Raw genomic sequence first — 10,866 nt, 5'->3', positions numbered from 1 at the left:
ATTAGGCTACCTCACACCGATAAAATACGGTGGGATGGCAGCCTAATCAAGGTGTTTTTATTAGTGTCTCATTTCGCTAGGTCAGTCTATTGCACACGTTTTTTGGTTACGTCGTTCGTTGTTTGGAGCAGGCGACCATATGGACGATGAACACATAGAGCGGGAACGTGAATGTGAGCGCGATAATCAATAGCCCGACGACCCGACTTGGCCATGCCGCTTCACCAGGGGCGGGGACGATTTGTGTCCAGGCATAGGTGAACAGCGCCAAATAAGGGAGCCATAACACGTACAGGGATAGGTTCCATGGTGAAGGTGCGAGTTGCCTGACACGTTTGATGATGAGCCGCGTGAACAAGATGAGTGAAACAAGACCGAACATAGTGATGGCTAGCATATAAGCATCACCCATCAACAAATAAAGCCGTCCGCTGTTGGCGAGCAGTTGAATGTTCAATAATAGCAGAACCGCGAGGAAAATGGAGATAGATTGTAACTTGAGGAAGTGGGCCATATAGGACTCCTTAATCTGATAGGATGATGAAACATTATACGGCAATGTTCGTATAATATGAAAGAGGTGATCAGGTTGGCACAATTAATTGCGTTTTGGTTTGTCGGATTCATATGTGTGCTTTCGACATTTGTATATATGTCACAATGGCGGAGCGAGCGCAAATTGATGAAATTGCTAGGAGCTATATTCAGCATATGCATCGCAATCATTTGTTTTATGATTGCCATACCTGATACATATGATCGCGCGCTTGGCCGTTATGAGACAGAAACTGGGAGTTGCTATGTCGTTGACAATCAGTCGAAACAAGGCGGCGTGACGCTCTGGTTTGAAGAGGAATCTTACGATTTTCCGGACATACCGGAGGACGTTGCATATGGACCAGGCACGTTGTTTGATTGTACCGTCACGTTGACGAAAGTGAATTCGACTGGAGTTGACTATGTGTTGAAGTCGAAAGATGGCGATACGCTCTTTTCAACATACTAAAGTATTCTTCTAATTAGAAGGATATTTTTTTATGGTTTTTCTGCCATTCATCCTATGAATTTAATTATTAATTGAAATCTACTTTTCCGATAAAGCAATAAGGTGAGTCCAACGGAAGTCGTCAAGTTTTAAAGAACGCTGATTTTCATGTAGAAACTGTTTAATCAAGAGACAATTTAGATTTCTGAAATTTTCGGAATATTGTTTTTATTCATAAATGATTATGATAAAATCATAACAGTGTAAATGGGGAAATTTTACTTCGGGATGAAGGATATGCTTTATTTTGGAAGCGTTTTTTGGATTTTATAGTTTATGGTTTATAAGCAAGCTCGAAACGGTTATGAGATTGTACTTGTTTTTTGAAAGGAGAGAATCGGATGAATTGGATTGCTCAAAAATCGGCTCAGTTTTTCATCACGCTATTTGTATTGATTGCGATCAGTGCCTTGCCGTCACTCGTCGTGCAACTCGAGTTCGTGCCATCAAATTACTGGAATGGGATTCAACAACAATTCAGTCAGTTGGCGAAACTCGATGAGATTACATACTACAACGTCACCGCACAACGCGAGTTACCGTTATTGCCAGACCTCGCCCCGCTCATGAAAGAGACGGTCATCATCTTTATGACGTCACTCATCGTCTCGGTCGGGTTCGCCCTTCTGTACGCCTATTTCTTTTATCGGAGCGGAAAGCGCGTGCGCACGGTGCTCCAGCAAACGAGCCAGACACTCGAGATGATCCCGGATTTGTTTTGGCTCATCTTCTCGCAATTTCTTGCCATCACGATTTATAAGAAGACAGGGTTCGATCGAATTGAAGTCGCAGGTGGGTTCGCCGAATACATACGCTTTTTGCCGATTGTGACGTTGACGCTCACGATTCTGTTCTTCTTCCTCAAGTGGTTGACGAAACATATCCTCGAGGAGGAGGTGTCGTTGTTTCTCGAACTGGCCCGGGCCAAAGGCGTCCGACCGGCCGCCCTGTTCTGGAGACATTTGCTCCCGAATTTGGTGTACCGCTTCTACCTCTTTTTCCGCTCGAACTTGATCACGGTGCTCTCGAGTCTGTTGATTATCGAGTATTTGTTCAACGTGCAAGGGATTTTCCGGTTCGCCGTCTATAATCCGGTCATGCCGATCCTGCTCGTCATCTTGTTGGTCGTCTATATCCCGATTTTCATATTGGATTTAGTAGCGGAATGGCTCATCCCGAACGCCTGGAAAGGAGGGATTTGATGCGACGCACGTTACTGCGGGACCCGATTTTCATCATCGGGTTCGTCATTTTTGCCAGCTTGCTGTTACTAAGTATCGGGAATACCGTATTCCGCGATGGCCAAGTCGACCAATTTTTGAACCGTTACTCCGACGAAGGTCGGTTGATTGGCATTCCACCGCTTGAACCGTCGAAAGATCAATGGCTCGGTACCGACCGGGCCGGCAACGACTTGTTCCAGATGATGATCGAAGGCTTTAAGTGGACGGTCGGTATTTGTGCGACCGTTGCGCTCGGACGGATGGCGTTCGGCCTATTGATCGGGATTCCACTCGCGTTTCGCGGGGCGCGCGTGAACCGAATCTTCAAAATGGTGTTAGACGGGTTTTTGATTCTACCGATTTCTTTGTTGGCTATGATGATGCTATTCCCGTCCTTTTTCTTCGCGGATTCGACCATGGTGCCGCCGCTGCTGGACCGCGTGACGCTGCAGTTGACGGTGTTCGTGGCGCTCGGCTTGCCTGCGGTCACGCTTTATCTCATTACAGAGGTCCGGCAATTGCTCAAACAAGAGTTTATGATCGTCGCCGAGACGTTGGGCGGCAGTGTGTGGCACCGGACAAGGAAACACTTATGGCCGCACCTCGTTCCGACGTTGGTCATCGTCTTCATGCAACAGTTCGTGCAAACACTCATGTTGCTCATTCATCTGTCGTTGTTCGGCGTCTTTTTCGGAGGCACCGTCTTCCTGTTTGAAGGGGTCCGACCGACGCTGTTTGAATGGTCGTCGATGTTCGGTTTTTATTTCACGCAGTTCACAGCGACGACATGGATGACGAACCATATGTTCCTCGTTCCGGCTCTCGGCCTGTCACTGCTCGTCTTCCTCAGCAACTTGCTGACGAGCCGCCTCGAGCGGGCGTTCCGATTACGACGCCAAGAGGCGGTCGTCACGGAAGAGACGATGTCTCAAACGGAGGCGGCGGCCGCGTCGCTCGCGGATCCGTTCACACTCGTTCATACAAATCATTCGACTCAATTCAAAAAACCGCCTTCTTCTATTTAGTTAGATTGGAGAAGGGGTTCATCGAACGCATATCGAATGAAAGTGATGTAAAGGATAGTTGGATGTCATCCAGTGTCGACGTTAAAGCGTTTAGAAACAATTCATTTCAAAGGAGATCATTAGATGGAATCAAATACAGTGACGGTGTCATCAATTATTGAAGCACCTATCGACAAAGTATGGCGACTTTGGACGGACCCTGAACACATCAAACAGTGGAATCATGCATCCGAAGATTGGCATACGACGGAAGCTGAAAATGACTTGAGAGCCGGAGGAAAGTTTCGAAGTCGGATGGAGGCGAAAGACAAGAGTATGGCCTTCGATTTTGAAGGTGTGTATGATGAGGTTCAAATTAATCACCTCATTCAATATCGCCTCGAAGACGACCGTAAAGTAAGCATTTCATTTGTTTCAGAAGGTGAGCAGACTAAAATCGTTGAAACTTTCGATGCGGAATCGATGAATCCGCTCGAGTTACAGCGCCAAGGCTGGCAGGCAATCCTCGATAGTTTCGCAAAGTACGTTAGAGAAAATTAATACGAAAGACACTCTGTATACATGTTGGCATCGACATATACACAGAGTGTCTATTCTTTATTATTTTTGAGCCAATTATTGGATGGATTGTATCATTTTCTATTTGGTCGGGAGACTTTACGATTCAGTGCAACCAGAAATGGAGGTAGGAGACGATAAAGATCAAGACGTTCACGTCCATGTTTATCATGATCTATGTCGTGATAAGCCTTCCCGCAATGTTAGGAATTGGCTATGTGATTGATTGGATACCGGATGCGAGTCTGTCCCAAAAACTAAAAGGATATGTGATAGAAGGATTGACGAATGGATTTCAGCTTAAGGTTGCAATCTCAGCGATAGCCAGTCTGATGCTAATCTTCTTGCTGTCGAGACGTAGAGCCAATCAGTCACTTCGATAGACATCAAGAGATACTTGCGTTTGTTGTGGGATTTCTTAAAGGTGCTTCTCCTTCGTGTCAGTCGTCAATCACATCTTCCCCGGCTTGTCGCATTTTCTCAAGCGATTCAAGCATATGCGTGATCACATCGTCCGGATGGCGTTCCCACGCCCCGAGCTCGGCCACGACTTTGAGCGGGGCGCTCGACCGGTATGACCGGGTCGGGTTGCCGGCGAAGCGCTTGTCCGTCAAGTTCGGGTCGTTCTCGAAGTCACCCGTCGGTTCGACGAGATAGATGCGCTCACGAGCCTTACCGCTCGCCAGTTCGGCACCCCATTTGGCGGCGTCGAGGGTGGCGGTGAAATAGATGTAGTTCGACTGCTTGTCTTGATAGTTCGAGCGTCGCTGCGGTTCAAGCAAATCCCCTAGTTTCAGTTCGGCTTTCGTCCCGTGGAAAAACGGGCCGGGGTCGAGCGATCTCATGTCATCGGTCATGCTTCATCTCTCCTTCAGTCAGGTTGTCTTCACAGTATAGTGGATGAATTTAGGAGAAGACAGTCTGTTTTTGGCTCGTGAATCACGATATAATAAAGACGGGAAGAGCGTTCGGCTCTTCCTTTTTCGTTACATAGAAATCAAAGTTGTTTACGGAACGAATAACTCGTGATGGCGTAGTCCATCTTATCTGTATAAAAACGGTGCGCCTCGGTTCGAGCGAGTCCTGACTCGAGGGAGACGTATTTGGCACCAAGGTCGCGGGCGTATTCGTGGACGAAGTGAAGCAACATCTCGCCGTATCCGTTCGAGCGATGGTTCGCGCACGTCACGAGGTCGTAAATGAAGACGTGCTTCTCGAGATAGAGATTGACACGTACCTCGATCCCCGCGAGTGAGACGATGGTATCGTCGGCGTATAACGCATACAGTTCATAGCCTTGCGGTCGCATGGCGGCGACGAGCTCGTGATAGGCATCGAGCGTCAGGTCGGTGCGCAGTTGGCTCATGACAAGGAACGAGTCATTGAGTTCGCGTGACGACTCGATTGGTTTGATGGAATAGATGGTCGATGGAATGGGAATCATGCCTCCTTGAGGGGATATTGTATGTAGATTTCGCTCTCGTCAGTCAGGATTCCTTTCCTTACTTATAAACGGACAGAAGGGACGGATAGAGCGTGAAACATGCGTTAGTGATTGGCGGCAGCGGGATGCTGGCGGAAACAGTCCTTTGGTTGGCAGAGGTTGGGTATCACGTGTCCATCATCGGACGGGATGCCGAGAAAATGAGCCGATTGACCGAGCGATCGCCGGGCCGGCTGTCTGCCGTATTGGTCGACTATCGGTACGACTTGCGTCTGAAGGAGGCGCTGCGACGTTCGATGGCGATTCATGGAGATTTCGACCTGGTCGTTGCCTGGATTCATTCGGACGCAGCTGATGCCTTGCCGTGTGTGTTGTTAGCACTGCGCGGGGGCACGGACGTGTTCCATGTCCTCGGTACTCACGCCAACTCGAGCGATATGAGAAACGGTCTGACGATCCCTGAAGACGTCCGTTATCACCAAGTGCAGCTCGGCTATCAGATCGAGAAGGGGGAGCGCCGTTGGTTGACGCATGAAGAGATAGCTGGAGGCGTGGTCGAGGCGGTTCAAGAGAAGAAACCTCTTTATTCAGTCGGGTTTACTTCGAAGTGAGACGATTGATTCTAAACAAAGCAAATGAGAGAAGGATGTGCGGTACAAATGAAGATTCTGATCGGTCAACCCAAAATGGAGCAACACTTAGAGCAATTCATTCAAGACATCAAAGCGAACCCTGCGGTCGACTTGATGTTGTATCCGGAAGGTTATTGTCAATACACACATCTGGACGAGGTCAAGGAGCTTGCGAAGACATTTCAGACAGCAGTCGTGATGGGCTATCGGAACGAGCAGAATGTGGACCGGGCCCTCATCATCAACAAACGTGGGGAGACACTGTTGGACCGTGCCAAGACTCCGGAGGCGATGCCGCTCTTCATGCCGTCAACTGTCGATGACGACGGTCTTCGATACGGATATATGCTCTGTCGAGAAATCTTCATGGGGCTGGACGGACTCAAATCGGAAGAACCTATCCAAATTATCTTCAATCCGATTGGAGTCGGCATGTTCAGTGAAGAACAGTACAGTGACTGGTCTGGAGAAGCGAAACAGATTGCATTGCAACAACGCTCCATCATTCTCGGGACGAGCCATGCCGACGGGTCGTATCGAAACTGTGGATTTTCAATTCCGATGGCCTACTGTTTTGACGAGACGGGCAAGGCGATTTTGCTGTCGAAAAACGATACGCGCACGCGGATTATCGATACGGAAACGAAGACCGTCGTCGTGCTCGAAGATTCAATCCCATGTCGCTGACTCAATCGATTCAAACGACCGAGGTGTCGGCGTTAAAAGCCGTGCTCTTTGATTTGGATGGCACGCTGCTGAACCGGGATGAATCCGTGCGACGCTTCATCCATGACCAGTATGCAAGACTGAACAGACATCTGACCGGCATCGAAGAACGAGATTATGTCACGCGCTTCATCGAACTCGACCAGCACGGCTATCGCTGGAAAGACGCGGTGTATGATCAGTTGATTCAGGAGTTTGAGATTACCGGGATCACCCAACAAGAACTACTCGATGATTATGAGAACCAGTTTCAGCATTTCTGCGTCGCGTTCCCGAATCTTGATCCGATGCTGAGCGCCTTGAAAGCGCGTGGGCTTCGGCTCGGCATCATCACGAACGGGTATGGCGAATTTCAAATGAATTCGATTCGTGGTCTAGGGATCCGCGACTATTTCGATTGTATTCTCGTCTCTGAATGGGAAGGCATGAAGAAACCAGAGCCCGAGCTGTTTCATCGGGCTCTCGAGGCATTAGACGTTACGCCAGGAACTGCCATGTTCGTCGGGGATCACGCGCTCCATGACATCCAAGCCGCCAAGCGAGTCGGCATACGGACGGTTTGGAAACGGAACGATTGGTGGGAAGAGTCTGAAGCAGACGCCGATGATTCGATTGACGATTTGTCCGAATTGATCGTGATGCGGTGAGATTATCTTTAGGAGAGGAAGGTGCGGCATGTCGCTAGATGTAGCGTATATCGAGGAGCGGATGAAACATTATCGCGTCCCGGGTTGTAGCATCGCCTGGATTGAACACGGGCGACTGATGGACGCTAAACAATTGGGAACGGTGGCGACGGGGAGCGGTCAACGGGTGACGGCTGACACGCGCTTCAATGCTTGTTCGATGAGCAAATTTCTGACCAGTGTCCTCGTCTTGAAGTTGGTCGAAGCGGGACAGTTGGCGTTAGATGAACCGGTGAATGATCGGCTCGTCTCGTGGCAACTAAAGGATGTTGTCTCGACACCATCCGAAGTGACGTTACGTCAGTTGTTGCGTCATGAGTCCGGAATTGTCGATGCGACGGGCGGTTTCGGAGCACTTGATGTCACGTTCGGACGTCCGTCGATGGCTGCTTTGATGAACGGAGACACGCCGTATCATGACGGGCCGGTTCATGTGACGGGCGAGCCGGGCCAAGCGTTTCACTTTTCGGACGCCGGGTTCTGTCTGATTCAACTATTGGTTGAGGACGTGATGAAGCGTCCGTTCGCGGATGTGATGCGTGACGAGCTGTTCATCCCGCTCGATATGCATGCGAGTGGGTATGACTTTGAGGTGGAAGGTGTGACGTTCGCGAGCGGCCACGACAAGCACGGCCATTCCGTCGCCCCCATCATCCCGCACTATCCATATCCAGCGGCGGCCGGGCTCTGGACGACGACTGAGGATTTGTCGCGCGTCGTCATCGAACTGATGGAGGCGGTGAAAGGGAACGGTCGAGAACTGTCTCATCGGACGGTCGAAGACATGCTGTCTGCTTCGTCGTTGAACCTGTTCGCCGGGCTCGGTGTCTTTCTGGATGGTGAACAGGAGCAACGCGAGCTATCCTCGCTCGGCTGGGGGATTGGTTTTCAAAGCATGCTCGTGGCGTACCCGTACATCGGCAAGTCACTGATCATCATGACGAATGCAGAATTAGGGGTGCATCAAATGGATGGTCTGATTGGGGATATTTATCGGGCGACAGTCAACTGAACGTGGACATGTTCGCAATGATTTCGTCGACGACCGCATTGCCATTTTCTCGATTCACGTCATAGAACGTATCCACATGCATCAACGACACGTGTTCACCGCTTTGAAGCTCGTACTTTTCGAGTAACGGGCGAATCCGGTCATGGACGACACGGGCGGCCTCAGGGGACGTGTGTGGATAGATGATGGCGAACGTGTCTAGGGCGACGCGATACTTATGATCCGTTCGTCTCGTGGCCAGGTGGAGCTCGTCGCTGAAGTAGTTCAAGAACCATTCATATTCGGTCCGTCCAAACCGTTCCTCGAACTGTCTCAGCTCATGGATTTGAATGAACGACACCGTGAAAGCTTCACCGTGGCGGATGAGGCGATCGCGTTCGGCAGTCAAGTCCATCTGAAACCGTTCGGCGTTATCGAGCCACGTCTCAGGGTCGACGGCCACGAGCTGTCGGGCGCGCTCCTCTAACTCGAGCCGTGACAGCTGCACGTTCTTCACGAGTTGATGAATGAGGCCGGACAAGATGGACATGACGAGCAGCAAAATCGTGAAACTGATGCCTCTGCCGTTGAAAAACTGAATGTTTCCTGCTTCATAGATGGACGCGAACCATCGGAAATAGATGAATAAAGAGAGGAGGAGCGTGACAGACAAGGTGAGCCCGGCCCGCATCCCGAAGATGAGGGAAGATAAGACGATGGCAGGTAAAATCAAATAGCCGAGAAGGCCGGTGTCACTTTCGAACAAAAGGACGGTGAACGCCATCGTGCCGATCATCATACAAGCGATGAGCCCGAACAAATAAATCGAGTCAGTGGTCCATTGCTTCATGTTCATCCCTCCATCCGTTTCAAATCGGCTCGTGCTGAGCCACATCCTCAATTACCCGCTATATGTGGGGAATAACCAATCAAAGGTGTCCATCATCTTCATTATAGAACATCAGATTGAAACGACGAGCTCGTTTTTCGAATCGGAGCGAGTGCGTTCTTCGAGATCAAGTAAATGACACCACCGACACGGATGCCGGTGATGTCGTCAGTCATGTGGCAAGGTTGGTCTGGCCATCGTGAATCAATGTGCCATTCGATTCGCCCGAACAGATTCGTTTCATCGCGCCCGTCTCTTCAAAGTCGAACACATGGACCCGTCTCTATGTATATCGAACAGAATTATGCGACAGTCATCCGTGTCGACGACTTGTGCCGCTTGGCGAACCAGAGCAAATATCAGTTCATCCGCAACTTTAATGGGTTGACCGGGTACACCCCATATCAATACATCACCCGATTACGGCTCCAGAAGGCGAAACACATGTTGCGAAGTGGGTCGTGATGGCCCGAGGTACGTCCTCGAGCGATCCCGTCAGTTGGATGACGTGGGGAAGATGATAGAACGTGCTCGTCGTCTCGACATCGTCGAAACGATTTGTAGCGTCATGGATGAACAGTGGAACACCTGCACCGAGGGCGATTCCGAGCTCGACATGGCTGCTGTTGCCGGCCGGCAGCAAGATGACGACGAAGTCCGACGCCTTGATTGCCTCGAACTCGTTCGTGCCGATGGCTCGCAAGTCCTCAAGTGACGTGGCGCGGTCATTCGTCGTCCAGTCGTATGTATGCGTGTGGCCGTCGTTGAGTAGGTGATTGCGTAGGGCTCTGACCTTTTCTATGTTCGAGAAACGGGAGCTGATATAGAAGTTCATATGAGTCCTCCTAGCGGATGTGATGTCGTGTGATTCATGTTGATGGCAATAACGTACCACAAGATATACAGGGAAATGAGTCCAAGCATCAAGAATATGCCGATGCCTACGAAAATGTACTTAGATCGATACCATCCCCGATGTTTGGAAAGGTGAACCGTTAATCCTATTGAAGAGGTTGCCAACAATATCATCGTTCCGAGTATCCACATGAATCCTGGTCCAATCCAATTCGGGGAGAACAAAAGGTATACGATGGATATGAAAAGGCTCGTGCCGCAGATCATCATCGCTTGAAAACGACGCGTGATGCAACTTCCGCTCATGGTTTGATTCGATCGAATCGTGTCACCGCGAGTTCATGGATGACGAGCAACAAAATTGCGATGAAAAAGACGAGCAAGGCGACGTATTCCGGATTGACGTTCAGGAAGTAGTTGAGCCCGAACAGTGGTGTCACGAACAGGATATAGAGCGGATACTGGATTAAGAACAAGGCGTCCAATAGCACGATGTCATAGACGTACGACTCGAAACTGATCAAGGTGAACACGGTCACACTTGCGAACAGAATAGCCATAATCAACAGCTTGGCGACACGATTCCGTAATAAACACGTCCCGAACATGCAGACGAGCAGTAAGCCGGATGCGACCGCATGAATCGGCTGAATCGTCGCATCAGGGAACATGATGGAAGGAATCAGGTTCACGATAAATGCGAGCACATAGAGCGATGACAACACGATGAGGCAGTTCTTTGGATTGCCCATCAGGACACCCCTTTCTTGATGAGGGTTATATTTACATTTA

Annotated in this window: 15 protein-coding genes; 9 read left to right on the top strand and 6 right to left on the bottom strand. The window is 49.8% G+C overall.

The features are described from left to right. Positions 1–106 precede the first annotated feature (106 nt). A complete protein-coding gene (locus KNP84_RS11475) occupies positions 107–514 on the bottom strand; it encodes a hypothetical protein (RefSeq protein ID WP_214756656.1) in 408 nt (135 codons plus the stop codon). Positions 515–733: 219 nt separating this feature from the next. Between KNP84_RS11475 and KNP84_RS11470 the strand changes: the two genes are divergently transcribed. The 4 genes from KNP84_RS11470 to KNP84_RS11455 all read left to right on the top strand — a co-directional run bounded on the left by KNP84_RS11470 (position 734) and on the right by KNP84_RS11455 (position 3,833). Continuing rightward, the gene (locus KNP84_RS11470; RefSeq protein WP_214832697.1) at positions 734–1,006 is read left to right on the top strand and encodes a hypothetical protein; all 273 of its coding nucleotides are present in this window, start codon (positions 734–736) and stop codon (positions 1,004–1,006) included. Positions 1,007–1,386: 380 nt separating this feature from the next. Next, entirely contained in the window at positions 1,387–2,247 is an 861-nt protein-coding gene (locus tag KNP84_RS11465) for an ABC transporter permease subunit (protein WP_214756654.1), read from the top strand. Continuing rightward, the gene (locus tag KNP84_RS11460) at positions 2,247–3,293 is read left to right on the top strand and encodes an ABC transporter permease (RefSeq protein WP_214719637.1); all 1,047 of its coding nucleotides are present in this window, start codon (positions 2,247–2,249) and stop codon (positions 3,291–3,293) included. The genes KNP84_RS11465 and KNP84_RS11460 overlap by 1 nt, the downstream gene beginning before the upstream one ends. Before the next feature lie 123 nt (positions 3,294–3,416). Then, positions 3,417–3,833, top strand: a complete 417-nt coding sequence (locus KNP84_RS11455) for an SRPBCC family protein (protein WP_214756653.1) — start codon at positions 3,417–3,419, stop codon at positions 3,831–3,833. Positions 3,834–4,291: 458 nt separating this feature from the next. Here KNP84_RS11455 and arr read toward each other — a convergent pair whose 3' ends face one another. Together arr and KNP84_RS11445 are read right to left on the bottom strand one after the other, a co-directional pair. Beyond that, positions 4,292–4,708: an NAD(+)--rifampin ADP-ribosyltransferase gene (gene arr, locus KNP84_RS11450; protein ID WP_214756651.1), complete on the bottom strand. Its 417-nt coding sequence runs from the start codon at positions 4,706–4,708 to the stop codon at positions 4,292–4,294. A gap of 140 nt (positions 4,709–4,848) precedes the next feature. Beyond that, on the bottom strand, positions 4,849–5,295 hold the full coding sequence (locus KNP84_RS11445) for a GNAT family N-acetyltransferase (RefSeq protein WP_251130855.1): 447 nt from the start codon (positions 5,293–5,295) through the stop codon (positions 4,849–4,851). 92 nt (positions 5,296–5,387) lie between these two features. On the opposite strand from KNP84_RS11445, the gene KNP84_RS11440 reads away from it, so the two are divergent. The 4 genes from KNP84_RS11440 to KNP84_RS11425 are packed head-to-tail and all read left to right on the top strand — an operon-like array spanning position 5,388 to position 8,351. Next, entirely contained in the window at positions 5,388–5,906 is a 519-nt protein-coding gene (locus KNP84_RS11440) for a Rossmann-fold NAD(P)-binding domain-containing protein (RefSeq protein WP_214756650.1), read from the top strand. 48 nt (positions 5,907–5,954) lie between these two features. Next, entirely contained in the window at positions 5,955–6,614 is a 660-nt protein-coding gene (locus KNP84_RS11435; protein ID WP_214756649.1) for a carbon-nitrogen hydrolase family protein, read from the top strand. Next, on the top strand, positions 6,605–7,300 hold the full coding sequence (locus KNP84_RS11430) for an HAD family hydrolase (protein WP_214756648.1): 696 nt from the start codon (positions 6,605–6,607) through the stop codon (positions 7,298–7,300). The genes KNP84_RS11435 and KNP84_RS11430 overlap by 10 nt, the downstream gene beginning before the upstream one ends. Positions 7,301–7,328: 28 nt before the next feature. Continuing rightward, positions 7,329–8,351 (top strand): serine hydrolase domain-containing protein, encoded by a 1,023-nt coding sequence (locus KNP84_RS11425; protein ID WP_214756647.1) that lies wholly within the window; start codon positions 7,329–7,331, stop codon positions 8,349–8,351. Here KNP84_RS11425 and KNP84_RS11420 read toward each other — a convergent pair. Further along, complete coding sequence (locus KNP84_RS11420; RefSeq protein WP_214756646.1) at positions 8,344–9,180, bottom strand: GGDEF domain-containing protein; 837 nt, start codon at positions 9,178–9,180, stop codon at positions 8,344–8,346. The genes KNP84_RS11425 and KNP84_RS11420 overlap by 8 nt on opposite strands. Positions 9,181–9,504: 324 nt before the next feature. Here KNP84_RS11420 and KNP84_RS11415 point away from each other — a divergent pair, with 324 nt between their 5' ends. Beyond that, entirely contained in the window at positions 9,505–9,684 is a 180-nt protein-coding gene (locus tag KNP84_RS11415; protein ID WP_215114825.1) for a helix-turn-helix domain-containing protein, read from the top strand. Here the strand turns inward: KNP84_RS11415 and KNP84_RS11410 are convergent. Together KNP84_RS11410 and KNP84_RS11405 are read right to left on the bottom strand one after the other, a co-directional pair. After that, a complete protein-coding gene (locus KNP84_RS11410; RefSeq protein ID WP_214756645.1) occupies positions 9,632–10,054 on the bottom strand; it encodes a group-specific protein in 423 nt (140 codons plus the stop codon). The genes KNP84_RS11415 and KNP84_RS11410 overlap by 53 nt on opposite strands. A 322-nt stretch (positions 10,055–10,376) precedes the next feature. Next, positions 10,377–10,826, bottom strand: a complete 450-nt coding sequence (locus KNP84_RS11405; RefSeq protein WP_214756643.1) for a hypothetical protein — start codon at positions 10,824–10,826, stop codon at positions 10,377–10,379. Between the last annotated feature and the right edge of the window lie 40 nt (positions 10,827–10,866).

Source organism: Exiguobacterium sp. s70 (assembly GCF_018618315.1).
GTDB lineage: Bacteria > Bacillota > Bacilli > Exiguobacteriales > Exiguobacteriaceae > Exiguobacterium > Exiguobacterium chiriqhucha.
This window is presented reverse-complemented; position numbering and strand designations above follow the sequence as displayed.

What these genes read in the sequence shown, in the direction of transcription:
- KNP84_RS11475 (WP_214756656.1), bottom strand. Translation starts at nt 514, where the DNA reads ATGGCCCACTTCCTCAAGTTACAATCTATCTCCATTTTCCTCGCGGTT.
- KNP84_RS11470 (WP_214832697.1), top strand. Translation starts at nt 734, where the DNA reads ATGATTGCCATACCTGATACATATGATCGCGCGCTTGGCCGTTATGAG.
- KNP84_RS11465 (WP_214756654.1), top strand. Translation starts at nt 1,387, where the DNA reads ATGAATTGGATTGCTCAAAAATCGGCTCAGTTTTTCATCACGCTATTT.
- KNP84_RS11460 (WP_214719637.1), top strand. Translation starts at nt 2,247, where the DNA reads ATGCGACGCACGTTACTGCGGGACCCGATTTTCATCATCGGGTTCGTC.
- KNP84_RS11455 (WP_214756653.1), top strand. Translation starts at nt 3,417, where the DNA reads ATGGAATCAAATACAGTGACGGTGTCATCAATTATTGAAGCACCTATC.
- arr (WP_214756651.1), bottom strand. Translation starts at nt 4,708, where the DNA reads ATGACCGATGACATGAGATCGCTCGACCCCGGCCCGTTTTTCCACGGG.
- KNP84_RS11445 (WP_251130855.1), bottom strand. Translation starts at nt 5,295, where the DNA reads ATGATTCCCATTCCATCGACCATCTATTCCATCAAACCAATCGAGTCG.
- KNP84_RS11435 (WP_214756649.1), top strand. Translation starts at nt 5,955, where the DNA reads ATGAAGATTCTGATCGGTCAACCCAAAATGGAGCAACACTTAGAGCAA.
- KNP84_RS11430 (WP_214756648.1), top strand. Translation starts at nt 6,605, where the DNA reads ATGTCGCTGACTCAATCGATTCAAACGACCGAGGTGTCGGCGTTAAAA.
- KNP84_RS11425 (WP_214756647.1), top strand. Translation starts at nt 7,329, where the DNA reads ATGTCGCTAGATGTAGCGTATATCGAGGAGCGGATGAAACATTATCGC.
- KNP84_RS11420 (WP_214756646.1), bottom strand. Translation starts at nt 9,180, where the DNA reads ATGAAGCAATGGACCACTGACTCGATTTATTTGTTCGGGCTCATCGCT.
- KNP84_RS11415 (WP_215114825.1), top strand. Translation starts at nt 9,505, where the DNA reads ATGTATATCGAACAGAATTATGCGACAGTCATCCGTGTCGACGACTTG.
- KNP84_RS11410 (WP_214756645.1), bottom strand. Translation starts at nt 10,054, where the DNA reads ATGAACTTCTATATCAGCTCCCGTTTCTCGAACATAGAAAAGGTCAGA.
- KNP84_RS11405 (WP_214756643.1), bottom strand. Translation starts at nt 10,826, where the DNA reads ATGGGCAATCCAAAGAACTGCCTCATCGTGTTGTCATCGCTCTATGTG.